Origin of the sequence: Chryseobacterium shigense (assembly GCF_014207845.1) — a bacterium.
Classification (GTDB): Bacteria; Bacteroidota; Bacteroidia; order Flavobacteriales; family Weeksellaceae; genus Chryseobacterium; species Chryseobacterium shigense_A.
This window is the reverse complement of the sequence record NZ_JACHLC010000003.1, coordinates 425643-447524: the sequence shown is the minus strand read 5'-3', so window position 1 is coordinate 447524 and position 21882 is coordinate 425643. Positions and strand designations below refer to the sequence as shown.

At 36.1% G+C, this 21882-nt stretch carries 14 protein-coding genes; 9 read left to right on the top strand and 5 right to left on the bottom strand.

The annotated features are described in order from the left end of the window. Position 1: 1 nt before the first annotated feature. The 5 genes from ruvA to HNP36_RS14840 all read right to left on the bottom strand — a co-directional run bounded on the left by ruvA (position 2) and on the right by HNP36_RS14840 (position 4781). A complete protein-coding gene (gene ruvA, locus HNP36_RS14860; protein ID WP_184167554.1) occupies positions 2-586 on the bottom strand; it encodes a Holliday junction branch migration protein RuvA in 585 nt (194 codons plus the stop codon). Between the two features lie 177 nt (positions 587-763). Further along, positions 764-961: a bacteriocin-like protein gene (locus tag HNP36_RS14855; protein ID WP_184167551.1), complete on the bottom strand. Its 198-nt coding sequence runs from the start codon at positions 959-961 to the stop codon at positions 764-766. A 324-nt stretch (positions 962-1285) separates the two neighbouring features. Then, positions 1286-3574, bottom strand: a complete 2289-nt coding sequence (locus tag HNP36_RS14850) for an NADP-dependent malic enzyme (RefSeq protein ID WP_184167548.1) — start codon at positions 3572-3574, stop codon at positions 1286-1288. A gap of 16 nt (positions 3575-3590) precedes the next feature. Continuing rightward, entirely contained in the window at positions 3591-4442 is an 852-nt protein-coding gene (locus HNP36_RS14845; RefSeq protein ID WP_184167545.1) for a BadF/BadG/BcrA/BcrD ATPase family protein, read from the bottom strand. Positions 4443-4517: 75 nt separating this feature from the next. Continuing rightward, positions 4518-4781 carry a hypothetical protein gene (locus HNP36_RS14840; protein ID WP_184167542.1) on the bottom strand — a complete coding sequence of 88 codons (264 nt, stop codon included), beginning with the start codon at positions 4779-4781 and terminating at the stop codon, positions 4518-4520. A gap of 492 nt (positions 4782-5273) precedes the next feature. Here HNP36_RS14840 and HNP36_RS14835 point away from each other — a divergent pair, with 492 nt between their 5' ends. The 9 genes from HNP36_RS14835 (at position 5274) to HNP36_RS14795 (ending at position 21732) form a co-directional block, all read left to right on the top strand. Then, complete coding sequence (locus HNP36_RS14835; protein ID WP_184167537.1) at positions 5274-5732, top strand: GtrA family protein; 459 nt, start codon at positions 5274-5276, stop codon at positions 5730-5732. A gap of 3 nt (positions 5733-5735) precedes the next feature. Beyond that, positions 5736-6464 carry a lysophospholipid acyltransferase family protein gene (locus tag HNP36_RS14830; protein WP_184167534.1) on the top strand — a complete coding sequence of 243 codons (729 nt, stop codon included), beginning with the start codon at positions 5736-5738 and terminating at the stop codon, positions 6462-6464. Positions 6465-6503: 39 nt separating this feature from the next. Further along, complete coding sequence (locus HNP36_RS14825; RefSeq protein ID WP_184167531.1) at positions 6504-7949, top strand: MFS transporter; 1446 nt, start codon at positions 6504-6506, stop codon at positions 7947-7949. Continuing rightward, on the top strand, positions 7939-8997 hold the full coding sequence (locus HNP36_RS14820; protein WP_317168976.1) for a DUF3810 domain-containing protein: 1059 nt from the start codon (positions 7939-7941) through the stop codon (positions 8995-8997). The genes HNP36_RS14825 and HNP36_RS14820 overlap by 11 nt, the downstream gene beginning before the upstream one ends. A gap of 745 nt (positions 8998-9742) precedes the next feature. Further along, on the top strand, positions 9743-11251 hold the full coding sequence (locus HNP36_RS14815) for a vitamin K epoxide reductase family protein (protein WP_184167528.1): 1509 nt from the start codon (positions 9743-9745) through the stop codon (positions 11249-11251). 239 nt (positions 11252-11490) lie between these two features. Continuing rightward, positions 11491-13683: a peptidase domain-containing ABC transporter gene (locus HNP36_RS14810; RefSeq protein ID WP_184167526.1), complete on the top strand. Its 2193-nt coding sequence runs from the start codon at positions 11491-11493 to the stop codon at positions 13681-13683. Between the two features lie 41 nt (positions 13684-13724). Further along, positions 13725-15023 carry an HlyD family secretion protein gene (locus HNP36_RS14805; protein WP_184167523.1) on the top strand — a complete coding sequence of 433 codons (1299 nt, stop codon included), beginning with the start codon at positions 13725-13727 and terminating at the stop codon, positions 15021-15023. A gap of 216 nt (positions 15024-15239) precedes the next feature. Beyond that, positions 15240-16079 (top strand): helix-turn-helix domain-containing protein, encoded by an 840-nt coding sequence (locus HNP36_RS14800; RefSeq protein WP_184429278.1) that lies wholly within the window; start codon positions 15240-15242, stop codon positions 16077-16079. A gap of 151 nt (positions 16080-16230) precedes the next feature. Beyond that, positions 16231-21732, top strand: a complete 5502-nt coding sequence (locus HNP36_RS14795; protein WP_184167517.1) for a T9SS type A sorting domain-containing protein — start codon at positions 16231-16233, stop codon at positions 21730-21732. Positions 21733-21882 lie beyond the last annotated feature (150 nt).

Here is a 21882-nt window from a genome sequence, read left to right as displayed (position 1 = left end):
GTTAAATGTTTTTTAAAATTTGTTTTACCAATTCTTCTACGGAGATCTCCGGATTCTGCTTCATCATTCTGTCTGCTATTTTCTCGCTCATTCGTTTTGGAATCCCTAAAACTTCTAATGCAGATAACGATTCTTCCTTGACTTTATTATCCACAAAAGAAGAAATATTTTCTTCTGCAACGCTGAATTTTTGGACTTTATCTTTCAAATCAACGATGATTCTCTCTGCAGTTTTAGCCCCAATTCCTTTGGCTTTTTGAATGAGTGCACTGTTTCTGGAGAGGATAGCCGAAGCTATCTCTTCAAGGCTTAAAGTGGAAAGTAATATAAGGGCAGAAACAGCTCCTACTCCGTTAACGCTTATTAACAAATTGAACATTTCTTTTTCTGAACGAGTGTTAAATCCAAAGAGAAGATGGGCGTCTTCCCGTATAATTTGCTGGGTAAATAAAAATGTCGGCTTATTCAGTGCCAGGGCCTGGGAGGTCATCAAACTGATACCTACATAGTAACCAACTCCTTGTACATCAATTACTGCGTAGGTGGGCGTAAGTTCTTGAACGCTGCCTTTTAAGGAAAATATCATTATTAATTTTTAAAACTCCCAAATATAGCAATTTAAACTAATTAATATTTTCATTTAACACACGAATGGTTTTTAACTTAATTTTTGACTGTCAATTCAATGAATTTATATAAATACAAAAAACCCGTCCAAACGGACAGGTTCTATGATTCAATGAATGATTGAACTTGATAAATTCTAAGGATTTACATCAAAGCACGCCTGAAGATAACACGGTCCATTTACACAAGTTGGTGTACAGCCTACTAAACACAGCTGCCCTTGGGATGGAAGACAATATAGTGTTCCGTCCGGAGATTGAATAGGCTGATCTCTAACTCCTGCTCCACTTATCTGCTTCAAATTTTCTCTTGAAAGTTTCTTAATGTTTTTCATGATAATTATTTATTTTTTAAAATCCATGTAAATATATTATTTTTTACAAAATCAACAAATTTTTACTGAAATTTATTTAAAAAAACCAAATACTATAATTATTTATTCAATAATAAATAATTACAACAATGTTTAAACTTACCTTTTTAAACAAAGCTTATATTACTTTATAATAATATCATCTATTTTTTACTGATTTTCAAATTGCTTTTTTATCAGGAATCAAAGAGAAATTCATCAATTCCGGATACTACAGCACATCAAAAATAAAAAAGCAGTACACTAAATCTGTGTACTGCTTTTATTAAAGAAATAAATCTTTTATTATTTTTTATTTTCTCTTCTCTGGGCATCAAGTACTGCAACCGTTGCCAGGTTTACAATTTCATCTACACTGGAACGCATCTGCAATACATGCACAGGCTGTTTTAATCCCATCAGGATTGGCCCGATCACCTGCGCCACTTTCATTCCTCTGATGATCTTGTAGGAAAGGTTGGCACTTTCAAGATTCGGGAAAATGAAGGTATTGGCAGGAGTTGTTTCCAGTTTTGAGAATGGATAATCACTTAAATGATCGGCATTCATTGCAAAATCCGGCTGAATTTCACCATCAACCACCATTTTAGGATATTTTTCGTGAAGAATGCTTACCGCTTTCGCTACTTTTTTGGAAGTATCGGAAATGGCAGCAAAGTTTTCAAAACCAAGCATGGCAATTCTAGGCTCTATGGCAAAAGATTTCACTGTGATTTCTGCCATTTTAGCAATATTCACAAGGTCTTCTGCGGTAGGATTCTGATTGATGGATGTATCAGCGAAGAAAATAGGTTTCTTTTCTGAAAGAATCATCATCATGGCCGCTACTTTATCTACTCCTTTATCTTTTTCAATCACTTCTAAAACGGGACGAAGCACTGAAGTATAGTTTTTAGAAAAACCTACGATAAGTCCGTCTGTATCACCATGTCTCAGCATTAATGGCCCGAAATAATCTCTCTGGCGTACATATCTTTTTGCTTTGTACTCGTTCATTCCTTTTCTCTGGCGAAGTTTCCAAAGGGTTTCCCTGTATTTTTTCCTGTTTTCTTTCTGATCGTCGTCGCTTGGATCAATAATCGGAACATCCAGATTGATGCTGTAGCGTTCCATCTGTTCTTTGATGTATTTCTTGTCTCCCAAAAGACTTGGGAATGCAATGCCTTCTTCGTAAAGGATTTGCGCTGCCTTCAATACATTATATTCTTCGGCATTTCCTAAGGTAATTCTTTTCGGATTGGATCTTGCACGGCTCTGCATCATTCTTACGAGCTTTTCGTCTCGTCCCATTCTGTCGAGCAGCTGGTTTTCGTATTCTTCGAAATCCTCAATGCTTTTTCCTGCAATACCGCTTTCAATAGCTGCTTTTGCCACGGCACTGGATACTTTGGTGATAAGCCTGTTATCAAATGGTTTCGGAATGAAATATTCTCTTCCGAACTGTAAATTCTGAACATTATAAGCAAGGATTACCGCTTCCGGTACAGGCTCTTTCGCAAGATCTGCAATAGCATGTACGGCTGCCAGCTTCATTTCTTCATTAATTCCTTTTGCCTGAACATCCAACGCGCCACGGAAAATGTAAGGGAATCCCAGCACGTTGTTCACCTGGTTAGGATAATCACTTCTTCCGGTTGCCATGATCACATCTTTACGGGTTTCAAGGGCAAGATCGTATGCGATTTCAGGGTCAGGGTTGGCCAATGCGAAAACAATAGGATTCTCTTTCATGGTGGAAAGCATTTCCGGAGTCATTACGTTTCCTTTGGACAATCCGATGAAAACATCTGAACCTTTCACTGCATCTTCCAGTGTTTCAATATCTGTATTGGCAATAAAATCCAGTTTTTCAGGGGTAAGGTTTTCTCTTTTATGGTTGATCACTCCTTTACTGTCACACATCAGGACATTTTCTCTTTTCAGGCCTAAAGAAATGTATAAGTTGGTACAGGCAATGGCAGCCGCTCCGGCTCCGTTCACCACCATTTTTACTTCTCCGATGTTTTTATTGGCAATCTGTAAAGCATTGATTAAAGCAGCAGCAGAAATAATTGCTGTCCCGTGCTGGTCATCATGCATTAAAGGAATATCAAGCTCTTCTTTAAGTTTCTGCTCAATATAGAATGCTTCAGGAGCTTTAATATCTTCAAGGTTGATCCCACCGAATGTAGGTGCAATACCTTTTACAATCTGAATAAATTTGTCCGGATCTTTTTCATTGATTTCAATATCAAAAACGTTGATATCTGCAAAGATCTTAAACAAAAGACCTTTTCCTTCCATTACCGGTTTTGAAGCTTCCGCTCCGATATCTCCAAGTCCCAGCACAGCCGTTCCATTTGAAATTACGGCTACCAGGTTACCTTTTCCCGTATAATCGTACACCGTTTCAGGTTTATCATGGATCTCCATACAAGGAACTGCTACCCCCGGTGAGTACGCCAATGACAGATCTCTTTGTGACGAGTGTGGTTTTGAAGGAATAACTTCGATCTTTCCTTTAGGTTCGGCTTTATGATAATCTAACGCGGCCTGATTAAAGTTCTTTTCGTCGCGGTGGGTTTTACTTGACATAAAATTTTGTTTTTTATTAAAGTATATACTTAATATGGTAGTTTACTAAACTCTCGATGGGCTTCTGAACAACATGGCCCACATTTAAATGAAGTTCTGCCGCAACAGAGCGGAGAACATTTTCGTAATAATAAGCGATAGAGCCGATGAAATTGATCTCGGCTTCTTTTGATTCTTCATAGGGAATCACCTGGTATTCAAAGAAGTTTTTCATTTCTTCAAATACCATATTTTTAAAGTAAGGATGATCCTTTCTTTCCATTACAAATTTGTTGAAATCTGCCAGCCAGGCATTAGGTCTCGGACTGTGATACATGTTTTTCAAAGCCTCCTCTATTTTCAGTCCGTAAGTCTGCTCGAATTCTGCATGAAGATCTCCAGGCAGCTTTTTCATAAAATATCTGCGTACAAGCTGTTTCCCGATAGCACTTCCGCTTCCTTCATCTCCCATAAGAAAACCCAGGGAAGGTAATTCTATCTTAAGCTTTTCACCATCGAAATAGCAGGAATTGGAACCTGTACCTAAAATACATACCACAGCAGGCTTTCCGTTGTATGCGGCATAAGCTGCAGCCATAAGATCTTCTTTCACTGTAATTTCAGCTTTTGTAAAAATCTTTTTGAGTTCTTCCTCAATAGTTTCGCAGTTTTTTTTCACACCGCACCCTGAGCCATAGAAGAAAATCTTCGTTATGGAATTTTTAACCAGTATAAGGCTGCTGTTCTTTTCTATTTCAGGGACAATGAGTTCCCGGTTGATAAAATTGGGATTAAAGCCGATGGTTTCCGTTTTTAAAAACACTTTTTTGAAATCATCCAGTATTACCCAATCTGACTTGGTAGACCCACTATCAACAATAGCAACCATATTTTACATTTTAGTTTAAGGGTGCTAAATTATGAATTTATCTTCAAATAGCGTTTAAAAACAGACTGGAAGCTTCTAATGTTTTATATCAGTTTTCTGATTGTTGAATTTGAGCAGCCAGTCTTCAATTTCATCTTCCAGATAAGAACTCTGAAGCATGATGGCATTAATAAAATCATCAGGCACGGGCTCACCTGTGGAGTTTTCAAGATTCCACAATTCATCTGCCATATTTTCATATTCTGAATATACTCTTTTGAAGCGGGAATTCTCTCTCTCAAGAGCTTCAATATTTTTTTGCTGAAGCTGGAATTTTCTGTATTTGTTTTGACTTTTCATACAAATATTATTATAATTTGGGTCGTAAAAATTAAGGTAGTATGCGTTATAGCGCACATTACAAGATAGAAAAAACCATCAACACAAGAAGTTGAAAATGAATTTATTATCAGGTTTAAATTACATCATTCTGAGTATTAAATTTAGAAATTATTTTCGTTCAAAAAAATAATTTAACAACTTTTTTCATTGTTTAACATATACTTATCACAATATAATCTGATTAAAACTTACAGATCCCTTTAGCCATCAATGTTGTTATTGTTTTTACAATTTTTGAAATGTTACGAAAGGAATTTCTCATTCACGATTAACAGCCAAATCCAATGGGAGCATTGTGTATTATTTCTTTCAACATGCGTCTTTCAGCTTCAAAAACAACCATATATCACATTAAAAGCCAATACATTAAATCAATTTTTTACTTTAAAATAATCTTTTATTCTTACATTATTAACATATAGTTATAAATTTGCACATCATATATATTGAATGAGAGAATTACTAATACGCCAGAAACAGGTTTTGTTCTTCATTATAGCCGGAGGGCTTAGTGCTGTTGTAGAAATTGGAAGCTTCAAAGCATTCAGCACCTACCTTCCTCATTTCTTTGCCAGGGAAACCAATTTTCACGGCATTCATTATCCTTTAAGTAATATTTTCTCTACCTGCTGCGGGATCATCAGTAATTATTTCCTGAGTATCTGGTTTGTTTTTGAAAGAGGAAAGCATTCCAAAAGAAAAGAGTTTGCTTACTTTATGGTTGTTTCTTTTGTTTCAACTTTATTAAGCTTAGGTTTTTTCCAGATTTTTTACAGCTTTATATTTAAGGACAATATCAATTTGATTTTTTATACCTTAAGCCCGGAAATGATCAGTAAGATTTCGGCAATCCTGCTGGTTTCCATTCTCAATTATTCAGTAAAAAAGAAAGTAATTTTTAACGGTTAGGCGGTGACAAAAATTTTAAATTATCTCTGGAGATTTTGGCTGCTGCTGCTTGCATTTGTTTTAACAGTAACACTGGGAATCCCTGTTTATATTTTATCTTTCAGCAAAAAGCATTATAAATATGCTTACAGATTTATACGTATCTGGTGTTTCGGAATGTTCTATGGTATGGGTCTGAGATATGATCTTATTAATCTTTCCGATCAGAAAAAAGACAAAAGCAAACCATACGTTTTCATCTCGAACCATACTTCCATCATGGATATCATGCTTACCTGTATCCTGATGCCGAACCATCCCATATGTTTTGTAGGTAAAAAAGAACTGGTAAAGATCCCGATCTTCGGTACTATATATAAAAGAATATGTGTAATGGTAGACAGAAGCAGCGCAAGAAGCCGTGCAGATGTCTACAGAAGATGTGCTGAAAAAATGGAAGAAGGCAACAGCATCGCCATATTTCCTGAAGGCGGTGTTCCGGATGACACCTCCATTATCCTTGATGAATTTAAAGACGGAGCATTCACTTTAGCCTCCAAACACAACTCTCCGATTGCAGTGTATACTTTTATCGGGTTAAAGGAAATCTTCCCTTTCGATAACACAAAAGGCTATCCTGGAAGGGTAAAAGTATATTTCAACGGAATCATGGAACCATCAGATTCTCCGAGAGATCTGAAAACAGAAGCTTATAAAGAGATAAAAAAAACATTGCTGGAACGTTCTATTTAAAAGAAATAGTTATATTTGTTTGCGAAATTTTTAACAAACATGTCAAATTATTCTAAACAAACCAATTGGGGACAGTTTATCCCACTGGTTACTGTGTTTTTTTTCTGGGGATTTGTTGCTGCAAGTAATGACATTCTAATACCAGTTTTCCAAAAAGCCTTTAATTTATCCCAAACCGAAAGTATGCTCGTACAGATTTGTTTCTACGTAGCTTATACGGTGGGTTCTTTAATTTATATGGCCGTCTCAAAAAGTCTGAAACAGGATCTGATCAATAAAATAGGCTACAAAAACGGCTTAATTTTAGGTCTTCTTATTTCTGCAGCAGGAACTTTACTGTTCTATCCGGCAGCTAATATGGCATCGTTTCCGTTAATGATCTCCGGTCTGTTCATTGTAGGGCTAGGTTTCTCATTACAGCAGATTGTTGCCAATCCACTGGCCATTGAGGTGGGACCTACTGAAACAGGATCTCAGAGACTGACGATGGCAGGAGGAATCAATAACCTTGGAACAACCATCGGACCGCTTCTGGTATCATTTGCTATTTTCGGTTCCGCATCTACAGCCAATACGGAAGCAAGTATTGAGAGTGTAAAAATTCCTTATCTTATGCTTGGAGCTGCATTTGTTTTAGTTGCTATCATGCTTAAGTTTTCCTCTCTTCCTGCAATAACTCCTACCAATACAAAGGATACAGACGATGTAATTCCGGGGGACCACAAGACTTCTGCTTTCCAGTACCCGCAATTGGTAATGGGTATGATTGCTATCTTTGTGTATGTAGGAGTAGAAGTTTCTACAGCAAGTAATCTTCCTGCATATATGGAAAAAAGCTTAGGCTTTGAAACCAAAGATGTAGCGCCTTATATCTCATTATACTGGGCTTCATTGATGATCGGCCGTTGGACTGGTGCTGTAGAAGCATTTGATCTGAGTGCCGGATTCAAAAAGATCTTAAGATTCCTTGCCCCTTATCTTGCATTCGGAGTATTCTTATTAGTGAATGCCATTGCAAAGCATGATCTCTCTCCATTCTATGTTTATGGTGCTGTTATTATCGTAATGATCATTTGCGACATTATGAGTCAAGGAAATCCTGCCAGAATGCTTCTGATCTTCTCTTTAGCTGGTATTACCGCTTTACTGATCGGAATGTTCACAACAGGAATGGTATCCGTATACGCCTTTACAAGTGTAGGATTATTCTGCTCTACCCTATGGCCTTGTATTTTCGCTCTTGCGATCAATGGTCTTGGCAAACACACCAACCAGGGTTCAGGCTACCTGATTATGATGATTATGGGTGGTGGAATTGTGAGCTTTACGCAGGGATATATTGCAGATAAAACAAATATTCATTTCAGCTATATCGTAGGTGTTATCTGTTTTGCCTATCTTGCATTCTATGCAGTCCGTGTAACCGGGATCCTAAAATCTCAGGGCATTGATCTGGATAAAATCTCTAAAGGCAGTGGTCACTAGTATAATAAAAATAACATATAAAAAGAGATTTTGGGCAGGTGTATTACTTGCCCAATTTCTTTTGTTCTATGGCTTCTCGAAGTCCGGAACAGCAATCCGTTTCTTCGAACTCTTTTTTGAGTCCCAGAAAAAGATCCACCAGCTACTTTTCAGCTGGATCCCTTTTTCTTTCGGAGATCTCATCTACATTCTTCTGGGAATTTTTCTTCTATACCAGATTATTCTGTGTTTTAAAAAGAAAAGCAGAAACAAGGCTCTTTTAAAGCTTCTTGCCGCTATTAATATCTTCTACTTTATCTACCAGGTCTTTTGGGGGATGCTGTATTTCCAGACACCTGTTATAAAGAAACTTTCCAGCCAGAAAGAACCGGAAATAAGCAAAGCAAAAACATTAGCGCTGCGGTATCTGGAAAAATGCAAAATCACCAGGCAAAATGTACGTGAAGACAGGAACGGAGTATTTATTATAACTGACCTCACTTCTATCCAGACAGAAATTGTACGCCAGCAGGCACGGCTTCCGGAATACATCTCGAATAAAAATACCCCTCAGATTAATTCATTTAAACCCAGTCTCTTTAAAAATGTAATGAATTTTACAGGAATACTGGGCTATTATAACCCTTTTACCGCAGAAGCCCAATATAATGCAGAGCTTCCCCATACGTTCATTCCGTTTACCTCAGCGCATGAAAGCTCCCACCAACTGGGATTTGCTAGAGAGCAGGAAGCTAATTTTGTAGGCTATCTGATCGGAGTTAATTCTGCAAACCCGGATCTGAGATACAGCACTGAATATTTTACGTTAAAAAGCCTTTTAAGGTTTATTATTGAAGAGGACCCTGAATTCGTAAAAACAGTCCTTAACCAATATTCCCCAGCCATGAAAAGAGACAGAATGTATGAAAGAAGTTTTATATTCAGACATCAGGGCTGGCTGGACGATTTCTTTGGGTTTACCAACAATCTTTTTTTAAAGAGCAACCAGCAGGAAGGTTCGGTCACTTATTCTTATTTTATCGACCTTCTTTTAAACTATGAAAAGTAGCCAACAAAAAAAAGAATCGTATCAGGCGATACGATTCTAAAAACACAAATGATGAAAAAAAATTTATTACCTTGACTTGTTCCCTCATTCAAGGCGATGTAAAAGTACAACATATTTTATAAATACAAAAACATTTCTATTCTTTTTTTAAACTTTAAGAAAATTTTATGATTTTTTAAGTTTTTTTGAGTTCAATACTGAAAATTAGAATTTTAATAAAAAATATAATTCGGTGACCAATCGATATTTAAACTCATATTAGCCTATCAAAAAAGCATAAAATTAAACAAATGTTTAATAATAAAACATTGAGGTTTTTATTTATTTTCATAAATAGAAAAAATTAGAGTTATTTTCAAAATAAGGAAATAAAACCATTATAAGCTGTAAAAACAGTAGCCCAGAGAAAAAATTTCTTCCCATATTATCAGGATAATTTTCTTATTTTTAAATTCATTCAATAAAAATTACCAATTCACGAAATTTATTCCAGAGAATAATCAAACCGTTATTTCCTTTACCTCTTCAAATTAAAAATATTTTGTTCTAAGATTTTAATATTTTCCCTCTGTATCAGGATTTCATCTGTTATAACATCAAAAGACAGATTGAATTTATGCTAAAATAAGATTAAAAATACAAGAATATTTACACAAAATCAAGCATTTAACAACGGTATATCACTATCAAAAGAAAAAAACTTGTTTTTTTAAAACATCTGCGTATTTTAGTTAAAAATATTACTATGATTTTCGATAAACTAATCAACTATCTAAAACTCGATAAACAGGAATTTTCTTTTCAATTCAATTCTCATCCAAACTACCCATCTGCATTGGCTTTTAGTGATACACTGAACTTTATGGGCGTAAAAAATGATGCTTATGAACTTGACAAGGAATACTGGGACGAGCTGCCGGAAGAGTTTATCGCAATCGTAGATAATTCCTTTTCCCTTGTAAAGAAATCGGGGGCCAATTATTCGGTTTATTCCGAAAAGGCTAAAACGCTTAATAAGGAAGAACTTCATAATAAATCAACAAATTTTGTACTGCTTTTTGAAAAAACTGAAAATGCGGAAAATAAAACGGTTTTTAATTTCAAACCTCTTCTGTATGCTGTTTTTGCAATTATTTTGGGATATTCTTTTTTCACACAAACCCTATCCGAAGCTATTTTTAATGTTCTTTCCCTTGCAGGAGTTTACATATCCCTGGAGATTTTTAATCAAAAATTCGGAAATACTTCTACGGTAATTGGAAGTATTTGCGGAGATACTTCCGCCAAGCAGACTGCCAACTCATGTGATAAGATCATAAAGCAGGATAAAACAAGTATTTTAGGTTTAAAATTTTCAGATTTTTCCCTGATCTATTTTACAGGCCTGGCTGTACTGGGACTTTTCCTTCCGGCAACAGCTTATATTGTAAAAGGATTTACATTCGTTTCACTACTGGCAATTGGTTATTCTCTATATATCCAGGCTTTTGTGGAAAAAACTTTCTGCAGAGTTTGCCTTCTGATCATTTCAATTCTTGCAGGACAGTTAGCGCTTAGCATTATTTTCTTCCAGAACGCACCATTCAGCATAGGCATATTATTATTAACAGCCGTTCTGTGGATCCTTGCCTTTTCTGCGGTTTTATATTTCAGCAATATTCTTTCCCAGAAAGAAAGCCTTCAAAAATCAAATGCTAAAAACCTCAGATTTAAAAGAAATTATGAACTTTTTAAAAGTCAGCTTTTAGAAAATGAGAAAATAGAATTCCAGGACACAGAAACTTTTGTACTGGGAAGCAAGAACTCCAAACTTCGTCTTTCAATTATATCGAACCCTTACTGTGGTTTTTGTAAAGATGGCCATAAAATCATGGAAGGGCTTCTTGAAAAATACCCTGAAGATATTTCCGTACAAATCCGTTTCAATTATTCTCCGGAAAGGGCTGATGAAAGATACACTAAATTACTTTCGTCTTTTAAGAACATTTATAACAATGGATCCCAAAAAGAATTTTTAAAAGCTGTTGAAGAATGGTTTGAAACAAAAGATGAAAACAAGATCTTTTCTTTATCCGGATCGTCTGAAACGGAAGACCTGACTACGTTTGTTGAAATCACAAAAGACAACAGCAACTCAGGATTAAATTTCACTCCTATTTTCATTCTTAACGGTTATCAGTTCCCGGATAAGTATGATCGTGAAGATATCTGGTTCTTTGTTGATGAATTAATGGAGGATGAGGACCTTCAGTAGGAAATCCTCCAAATTTAAAAATTCATTATCTTAGGAAAAAATAAAAGCAGTTTCCAACAAATTTAAAAACCCTGAAAACTGACAATTCAATAACCATATGAAAAATTTAAAGAAGATGTCCTGATGATAAAATGCGGAGGCAACCAACAGTATTATTAACCCATGATCAGTTAAGTATAACAATGAATAAAGCAAAAATGTTGTCGCGATATGACGACATTTTATAATGAGTATAAATTTTGAAAAAATTCCCCTTTTATAAACAGCCTGATGGCAAAGACTGCGGACCAACCTGCCTCAGAATAGTGAGTAAATATTATGGCAGAAGTATTTCTTTGCAGCAGATCCGTGCACTTTCTGAAACCACCCGTGAGGGAAGCAGCCTTTTAGGACTGAGTGATGCATCAGAAAACCTGGGATTCCGCTCCCTTGGAGTCCAGATCGATTTTAATACGCTTGCAGAAGAAGTACCGTTTCCCTGTATTGTACACTGGAACAAGAACCATTTCGTTGTTGTTTACAAAATTGATAAAAATAATAAAGTATATATTTCAGATCCAAGTTACGGACTGATTACCTATACCCGTGAAGAATTTATCAAATCATGGATCGGGGAAAATGCCAACGAGAATACGGAAGAAGGAATCGCTCTCATCCTTGAAACTACACCCACATTTTTTCAGACGGAATTTGACACAGCAGAAAGTAAGGCCAGTTTCTCTTTTCTTTCCAAGTATTTATTTAAATATAAAACGCTTGTTATACAACTTGCCGTAGGTCTTTTGGCTGGAAGTTTACTTTCTCTGATTTTCCCGTTCCTTACCCAGAGTATTGTAGATGTTGGGATACAGAACCAGGATCTTAACTTCATTTATGTTGTTCTTCTTGCCCAGATCATGTTATTTCTTGGAAGAATGGGTATTGAAGTGATCCGAAGCTGGATTCTTCTCCATCTTTCTGCAAGAATTAACATTTCGATTATTTCAGATTTCTTTATCAAACTGATGAAGCTTCCTATAAGCTTTTTTGATACAAGAATGACCGGGGATATCATGCAGAGGATCAATGACCATCACAGAATTGAACAGCTTTTAACGAGCTCCTCTTTAAATACCCTGTTTTCGCTTGTCAATCTTATTATTTTCAGCATTGTTCTGTTATTTTATGATTACAGGCTATTTATCGTTTATCTTGTAGGAGCAGCCTTATATGTTGGATGGATCAGCTTTTTCCTCAATAAAAGAAAAGAACTGGATTACAAAAGATTCTCACAGGTTTCCCAGGAACAGAGTAAAGTAATTGAGCTTATCAATGGTATGCAGGAGATCAAGATGCATAACGCGGAAAAACAGAAGCGTTGGGATTGGGAATTCCTTCAGGTAAAATTATTCAAGCTCAGGATCAAATCTCTTTCCCTTGAACAATGGCAGTCTGTAGGTGGAAATTTTATCAATCAGATGAAAGATATTCTGGTAAGTTTTCTTTCTGCCAAACTGGTTTTAAGTGGAAACCTTACTCTGGGGATGATGCTTTCCGTGCAGTATATCATCGGACAGCTGAACAGCCCTTTGCTACAGCTTATTGATTTTATCAAGCAAACCCAGGATGCTAAAATTTCACTGGAAAGATTAGGTGAAATTCACGACAAAGATGATGAAGAAGACAAAAATGAACAGTATGCAACTGAGATTCCTCAAAAGGACATTGATGTAAATAATATGTCATTCCGTTACATAGGGTCTGATGTTCCGGTATTCGAAGATCTCAGTCTCAGCATTCCTTATCAGAAAACCACAGCTATTGTGGGGGCGAGCGGAAGTGGAAAAACAACTCTTTTAAAACTTCTGATGAAATTCTACGAACCTACTGCCGGAGAAATCAAACTTGGCAACACCCAACTGAAAAATATTTCACCGAGATTCTGGAGGGATCATTGCGGGGTAGTAATGCAGGAAGGATATATTTTCAATGATACTATTGCCAATAATATTGCGGTAGGCGAAGACTATGTTGATAAACAGAAATTGAGGCGTGCCGTAGAAATTGCAAATATCAAGGATTTCATTGAAAGCCTTCCACTGAGCTATAATACAAAAATTGGAAACGAAGGTATAGGGGTCAGCGGTGGACAAAAGCAAAGGCTTTTCATTGCCAGAGCCGTTTACAAATCGCCGGAGTTCATCTTTTTTGATGAAGCCACTTCTGCATTGGATGCCAATAATGAAAAAGTGATTATGGAGAATCTGGAGCAGTTCTTTAAGGGAAAAACAGCTATTGTCATTGCTCACAGATTGTCAACGGTAAAACATGCCGATAAGATCATAGTTTTAGACAAAGGTAAAGTAGTAGAAGAAGGTAACCATGCTGAACTGGTTGCTTTGAAGGGAGAATACTACAGACTGGTGAAGAATCAGCTGGAATTAGGAAATTAATAATATCCTTCCCGGAAATAAGGGAAATTTTATCTCAGAAAATGAAAGAAGACATTTTAGACAATATTGAACTCCGCTCAGAGAGTGTCCAGGACATTCTTACCCAGCCTCCTCATTGGATGATACGCTGGGGAAACAGCATCATATTAATTATACTTTTGCTTATCCTTGTGATGAGCTATATCATCAAATATCCGGAATTTGTTGCAGCGCCCGTTATCGTAACCTCACAAAATCCGCCTGAAAAAATAGAGGCTAGAACAAGCTCAAAGATTGAAAAGATTTTTATTAAAGATCATCAGGAAGTAAAGAAGGATGATGTATTAATGGTTATGCAGTCCACAGCAAACTATAAAGATGTTCTGGAGCTGAGAAAACTTATGGATTCTATTGCTCCCAACCAATTGGGCTCTTTCCCGATTGCACAGACATCAAGATTCAAGCTTGGAGAACTGCAGGGTGATTACAACAGTTTTGCAAAAGCTTTCCAGGATGAAGAACTCTTCACAAGGCTTCAGCCTTATGCGCCGGAAAATCTTGCCGCTAATCAGAGTATCGTAGAATACAGGGGAAGAATCGCAACATTAAAACAACAGAAAAATCTGGAGCTGGCTAAGTATGAATTATCAAAGAAAAGCTACCAGAGATCACAGGAACTTTACAATCAGGGAGTAATTGCATCTGTGGAACTTGAAAATGAAAAAATAAAATATCTTCAGGCTCAGCAGAACCTTGAAAATCTCAATATCTCTATTTCCCAGATTGAAGAAGGAATTTCCAATGTAAATAAAACAAAAAGTGGCGCAGCCATCAATACGGAAAAGGACAAGATCACCTACTCTTCACAGACTTTACAGCTTTTTGAACAGCTGCGTAAATCCTTAAAACAATGGGAGCAGAATTATCTTGTGATTTCTTCTACAGACGGAATGGCAAGTTTTCAACAGTTTTTTGGGGAAAACCAATTTGTAAAAGTGGCAGAACCTATTTTATCTATCCTTCCTAACAACAAAGAAAAACTGGTAGGAAGAATGTCGGTTCCCACTGTTAACTCCGGAAAGGTCGCTACAGGCCAGAAAGTACTCATTAAACTTGACAATTACCGTTTTCAGGAATATGGCATTGTAGAAGGAAAAGTCCAGAATATTTCTCTTACCCCTGACGATAAAGGAAATTACTACGTAGATGTAATTCTTCCAAAAGGATTAAAAACAAGTTATAACAAAAATCTTAAGTTTGATAAAGAGCTTAGAGGAAATGCGGAAATCGTAACTCAGGATTTAAGATTAATTGAAAGATTTTTCTATCAGATCAGAAAATTATTGGGCTACCAAAGTTAATTTGCTTTATTACAGATAAAATAGAACCGTAGTTACTTTAAACTGCGGTTTTTTTGATGAACAAAAGATTAAAACTTATATCTGATAACTTCTGATTAATAATAAAAAATTATATCAAGTACAGGATAAATCAAATTCTCATTTACTATAATCATATTCTCATTCGTAATGATTAATTACCCACGTAGTAATTAAGTTTGCATCTGAACTACAGATATGATCGCTATTCCCTCTTTTATTCAAAAAAAACTACTCCTACTCCATTTCATCATCTCTTGCTTTTCATTAGACATAAAAAATTCTAATGATACATTAATAGATTTTAGGATGTTCGGAATAACAACTAAGAAAAGTCCTCGCAATAAAAAATTTAATTTTGTATATGCCAATCTATTAATAAAGGAGTATAAAATTAAAGACATAAATAGAGAAAAAAATGCCACTAATTTTCAGAAAGCAGATAACTTTTTTTTTCATACCATCAGTGTAAACATAATTTTGATTTTTTGCCTTTTTTTTATATGCAGCATTTTAGCCGTTACTCTATATATGAGTCTGCAACAATATAAACGCAGGATTAATATAAAACAAAAATATTATGAAGATGTCATTTTGCAGCTAAAAGAGCAAATTATTCTAAACCAAAATCAAGCTGATGAAAATAAAAGAAATACAGGCAGTAAAGATGATTTTGAGATAAATAAAATTTTTGGCGAAACTGCCTTTCAACAAATGTTAGGAAAGTTTTTAGAAATTGAGAAAAATAAAGAATTTCTGGATCCGGATTTCAAACTTTCATATTTGGCAAAAAAATTAGATACGAATACCACATATCTTTCTTCTTTTTTCAATAACTTTTTAAAAAAGGGATTTAACCAGTATCTCCAGGAAAAAAGAATAGAATATTTGCTGGAACTTCTAAAAAAAGATTCTAAATACACTAAATATACAGTACAGGCGATCTCAGAACATATTGGGTACAAAAGCTCTTCTGCATTTTCTAAAGTATTCAAGCAACATATGGGAATTAGCTATTCGGAATTCATAAAGGGCTGATTTTTTTTGCCTGATTTTTCTAAGCTGTGTGAATTTATAAATTCACACAACTCAAATTTCGTGCTGGAAGTAACTTAAAGTATTTTCGCGCCTTAAAAGGCGGTTTTCCGAAAAGCCTTCAATGAGTAGGAATTATTAAAAATCTTCAAGTATGAAAAAAAAATTATCATTCTTTTTTTTAATCTTATTTTGGCTGACATCTTTAGCCCAAAACAGCAATGTCTGTTTTAATCGACTGCACAATAGTTTTGCAGAAGCCCTGATTCCCGTAAATCAGTGGAACGGCTCAACAGTTTCCTTCAAGATTTATTTTACAACCGGTGGACTTTTTAACGGGTATAATTACAATGTTAATAATTTGACTAAGGTTACCAAAAACGGCCAGGAATATTATCACCTAAAAGTAGGAACAACACAGGATTACAGCAACCAGACTTTAGTTTATGAGGTAAGCAGTCCTTCGGATGCGGCAGTTTCCGGTACCTTAGCGCCCATTCCACAAAGCGACTGGAATGATTATACGAAGCAGGAACAATGTGTTGATAAAGCCAATGTTTGTTTCAACCGTCTGCATAATGGTTTTGCAGAAGCCTTAATTCCTGTAGATCAATGGAGTGGAGACACTACGGTGAATGTCAAAATTTATCTTGCCAATGGTGGACTTTTTAACGGGTATAATTACAATGTTAACAACCTGAATAAGGTTACAAAAAACGGCCAGGAGTATTATTACATAAAAGTAGGAACATCACAGGATTACAGCAACCAGACTTTGACTTATGAGGTGAGCAGTCCTAAAAATGCAGCCGTATCAAATACGTTGGCGGCAGTTCCGCAAAGCGACTGGAATAATTATACAAAGCAAGTGCAATGCATTGATAAAGCCAATGTTTGCTTCAACCGTCTGCATAATGGTTTTGCAGAAGCCCTGATTCCAGTAAATCAATGGAATGGAGACACTACGGTAAGCTTCAAAATTTATCTTGCTGATGGCGGACTTTGGAACGTATATAATTACAATGTTAATAACCTGATTAAGGTTACAAAAAACGGTCAGGAGTATTATTATATAAAAGAAGGGACATCACAGGATTTTATCGGTCAGACTTTGACTTATGAAGTGAGCAGTCCTAAAAATGCAGCAGTATCAAATACGTTGGCGGCAGTTCCGCAAAGCGACTGGAATGATTATACGAAACAAAAACAGTGTGTTGATAAAGCCAATGTTTGCTTCAACCGTCTGCACAATGGTTTTGCAGAAGCCCTGATTCCTGTAAATCAATGGAATGGAGACACTACAGTGAACTTCAGAATTTATCTTTCAAATGGTGTATTTTGGAACGGATATAATTACAATGTTAATAATTTGACTAAGATTACAAAAAATGGTCAGGAGTATTATTACATAAAAGCAGGAACATCGCAGGATTTTACCGGTCAGACTTTGACTTATGAAGTAAACAGCCCTAAAAATGCAGCAGTATCCAATACGCTGGCGCCACTTCCGCAAAGCGACTGGAATGATTATACGAAGCAGGCACAATGCGTTGATAAAGCTAAAGGAATATGTTTTAACAGGAACAATAACAATTACACCATTTTCATTCCAAAAAATCAATGGAATGGAAGTAATGTCACTATTAAATATTATACCCCTGCCGGAGTGTTTTGGGCAAGTCAGAATTTTTCTAATTTAAATACTGAGATCCATAATGGTGTTTTATGCTATAAAATAGCAACTACCTTTCAGCTTAATTCAGATGTAATTATTGAAGCAGGCAGCCCTGCTAATGCATCTGTACATGCTTATTTACAACCTGTTCAGGAGGCTTGTGTAGGGAATGCAGGCTGTACTTCCTCTATTACACCAGCTTTTACACAAGTAGCACCAGTATGTTCAGGAAGTTCATTTACTTTGCCTGCAACATCTGATGAAGGTATTACCGGAACGTGGTCTCCTGCAATTAACAACCAGGCTACTACTACTTATACTTTTACACCAGATGCCGGACAGTGTGCTTCTACAAACACTATGACAGTAACCGTGAACTCTCCTGCTAATTTGGTATTAACATCAGGTAATAGCACACAGACAGTAGAGGTAAACAATGCTATCACTCCGATAGTATATACTTTTAACGGAGCTACAGGAGCTTCCGTAACGGGGCTTCCAGCTGGTGTTACAGCTACAGTAAACGGAACAGCGGTTACTATCAGCGGAACAGCTGCAACAGCCGGAACTTACAATTACACTGTTACCGTTACAGGAGGATGTGGCCCTGAAAATTTGCAGGGAACAATTACGGTTATAGCTGCTAAAGATTGGAAACTGGCTCCTAATTCTTACATCTTTACAGGAAAAGATGATAATGGAAATGAGGCAGACGGGCTTTATATTCCAGTGAAAAAAGCATATAAGATGTGGCAGGATAATGTGACATATTTAAACAGTACTTCATTACCTCAAGGTACGATAACTGCTGATGTGTTATGGGAAGATACCCCGGGTTTAATTAAATCAGGAGAAAATTATTCACTTGAAATGACAGGAGAAGCTGAAAATGCAAAAATTAAAGTTCCTATTAAGAAATCGTTTGAAGGGAACGCAGTAATTGCATTTAAAGTAAATGGAGAAATTCAGTGGTCCTGGCACGTTTGGGTAACCGATGACCCTACGAATGGTTCAAAATACAGAAGTTATGGTGATGAAGCAAGACTGCTCAAAAATGGTACCCAAGAAAGAATCCCTGATTCAGATTGGGGCTGGATGGACAGAAACCTGGGAGCTTTAGGAGCTTCTATTACAGGGACAGATCAATATGACAAAAACGGAGGTTTACTTTACCAATGGGGAAGAAAAGACCCTTTTCCTCCACTTATTACCAGAGGGAATATTTACTATGAAGTTTCAGGTTCAATAGGAAAAGTAAGAGATGTAAAGGCTAGCCTGGAAAATGGGGCTAACTATAAAATACTTACCGACATAGCGATAACCGTGCCCAAAGCACAAGCGTATATAACATATAATTTACCGCTTTCTATAAAAAACCCATTGAGTTTGATATATTCAGATGCACTTCATTATGATGGCGTCTCATCTTCCAGATATAATTGGTTTGGTTATATTAATGGGACAAGTGTAAACCCATCTAATAATGCAAGAGTAAATTTTTGGTCGGATAATGCACAGGGAAATATAAACAATTCAACCGAAACCACAATGACGGTTAAAAATGTTTATAGAAACAAAGAAAAGTACGATCCTTGTCCAAATGGCTGGAGAATCCCTTCTATGCTTTCGGCTTTTACAAATTATGATATGCCCTTAAACAGATCTCCTTTTGGGCCAAAATATAATGAAATAGCTAACCAATTTTATACCAGCAACTCAGCAAGTAGTTATAACGCTACTTTGCAAATTGGAGCAAGCCCTTTTTATGGTTTCATAAAACCGGATTACAGTAGATACCCTACTTACCCTAGTCAATTGAAAAACATTAAAGTATATTCCAATATAGGGGTTGATATGACTAATTTTAGCGGAGATAATCTAGGCCTATTTCCAGGAACCGGAAAAATTTTATGGAGAATGCTTAATGAAGACTCCTATGGAGATATGCACCAAACAAGATTATGGACTGCTACTATGGCGAGAACAGTCTTTGGGGGCTCTAATTCAGGTAGTACTTCTAATACCGCAAAAGGGTTGTTGATTATTCCGGAAAATGAACCCAATTCAAGTAATGATAAACCAGACCCAGGTTTGCCTAATGTTATTGGTAGGTACTCCTATGATCCTATGTTCCCGATGCATACTACAGACGCTGCCGGGTGCCGATGTATAAAAGATCCTTTATATAAGGATAATGATTATAATTTCCCTACAGAATTCTTTACAGATCAAAAGAACTATGGAAAAGAATATATAAGTCAGCCAAACTCTTATCAAAAAGTAAAAAACACGGCTGAATTTACCATAGAAATTCCTGTTTCAAAGGCAATTGCTATGCAAAATCAGTATATGAATAACCTGGAAATTCTGAATCCTGTAAGTTATAACAACTTAAAAGCTAATGTACATTGGAGTAATAATACACAACTGATTAAAAACATTTCAGTGCTTAATTCTTCTCCTACATCATTAGCGGCTATTTCAGATTCCAAGATTAAGGTTCTTATTAATCCAAACCAAAGCGGTAATGCTATAGTAACGCTTCATAATGGCAGTATAGATAATCCAGTTTACTGGAGCTGGCATATTTGGATAACCGATACGGAAGTGGGCTCTTATTTATATACAACTGATATAGGTGATCCTGCTGCTCCCAACTTTGTAAATTACGTTAAGGGATTATCCAGTAATGCAGTGAAGCAAGCCCAGTTTATGGATAGAGATTTAGGAGCGCTGCAGGTGTTACCTTCGTCTTTACAAACTCAAGGTGCTCCTACAGCAGCTGAGTTGTCGCAAATTCAAAATTCGGCAGGCTTACATTACCAATGGGGCAGAAAAGATCCTTTCCCTGTGTTCCACGAAAATGTAAACAACAACAAAACAAGTGTTTTCCTGGGAAGAGCCAACGCAGATGGAAGTATTACTTATAGTGAGCTTACAGCTGACACTTTTGAAAATGCAGAAAGTAATTATATTATTCCATATAATACATATGCCAATAGCGCTAATGTTTTAGGAATCGATAAAACTGCTGATAAAATTGCTAAAGTTTTAGGATACTCTGTTAAAAATCCTTTGGTATTTATGATTCCTAGTGCTTTAAATACTTATAATGGGGTTAGAACAATGGGAACAGACTGGTTAATTAATCAGGCTAGTCAATTCCCTGAGCGCTGGGGTAAAGGAACCAGCAAATCACCATTTGACCCTTGTCCGGAAGGCTGGAGAATACCGGATGCCGATTCCACTAATGATTCGGAGACTGGTTTAGGCGGATCTCTATGGTACAAAAAGAATGTTTTTGTTGCAGGAAAAAATGCAGTAAATGATTATTTAGGCACCCCTATTAAAAATGGAAATACCATTTTAGGATACGCTTTCCAGAACCCGGCATATAAAGTTGGTAACTATGGAACAACCGGTATAAGAGGAAACCGCAGTATAATATTCTCTTCGGACCCATCTATACCAACTAAAGTAGAATTTGGTAATGGAAAAAGATGGACTGCTGCATTGCGCACTTCTTATCAGGGAAGGCCCGTTTCTATGACTTTTAGTACTGCTAATAATAATGTATTTTTATCGGATAGTGATAACAGTCAGTATTTCGGAGCTCCTTGCCGATGTGTTAAGATTCTGTCCAGAAATGGAAAAGAAGAAGGATTTACCCCTGATGATGTTACAATTCCTGTACAGTCAGATGCAATAAGCAAAGCCGGCAATGTATTTACGGAAAAAGAAATTAAGAAAAAAATTGAGCAGAAAAAGCTTAATGTTTTCCCAAATCCTGTAACCGATATTATTAATATAGATGCTAAAGACAGCCAAGATTATTATTATCAGATATATAACTTGTCTGGTCAGCTTGTGAAAGAAGGTAAATTTGAAAATAATAAAACAAATCTCTCCAACTTATCATCAGGCGCATATATTATTAGAATAAATAATTCTGAGCAAGTTGTGAAGATTATTAAAAAATAATACCTACCCTAAGGCTGCTAACAAATGTTAGCAGCCTTTTTTATAAGATGTACTATTCCTTATATATAAAATTAATGACGAATTACTCAACATTAAAAATCAGTCGCATTTAAGCTTAAGAGGATGATATCTTACTTACAATATTAAGCC

Coding starts and splice junctions, on each gene's coding strand:
- ruvA (WP_184167554.1), bottom strand. CDS start 586: ATGATATTTTCCTTAAAAGGCAGCGTTCAAGAACTTACGCCCACCTAC.
- HNP36_RS14855 (WP_184167551.1), bottom strand. CDS start 961: ATGAAAAACATTAAGAAACTTTCAAGAGAAAATTTGAAGCAGATAAGT.
- HNP36_RS14850 (WP_184167548.1), bottom strand. CDS start 3,574: ATGTCAAGTAAAACCCACCGCGACGAAAAGAACTTTAATCAGGCCGCG.
- HNP36_RS14845 (WP_184167545.1), bottom strand. CDS start 4,442: ATGGTTGCTATTGTTGATAGTGGGTCTACCAAGTCAGATTGGGTAATA.
- HNP36_RS14840 (WP_184167542.1), bottom strand. CDS start 4,781: ATGAAAAGTCAAAACAAATACAGAAAATTCCAGCTTCAGCAAAAAAAT.
- HNP36_RS14835 (WP_184167537.1), top strand. CDS start 5,274: ATGAGAGAATTACTAATACGCCAGAAACAGGTTTTGTTCTTCATTATA.
- HNP36_RS14825 (WP_184167531.1), top strand. CDS start 6,504: ATGTCAAATTATTCTAAACAAACCAATTGGGGACAGTTTATCCCACTG.
- HNP36_RS14815 (WP_184167528.1), top strand. CDS start 9,743: ATGATTTTCGATAAACTAATCAACTATCTAAAACTCGATAAACAGGAA.
- HNP36_RS14805 (WP_184167523.1), top strand. CDS start 13,725: ATGAAAGAAGACATTTTAGACAATATTGAACTCCGCTCAGAGAGTGTC.
- HNP36_RS14800 (WP_184429278.1), top strand. CDS start 15,240: ATGATCGCTATTCCCTCTTTTATTCAAAAAAAACTACTCCTACTCCAT.
- HNP36_RS14795 (WP_184167517.1), top strand. CDS start 16,231: ATGAAAAAAAAATTATCATTCTTTTTTTTAATCTTATTTTGGCTGACA.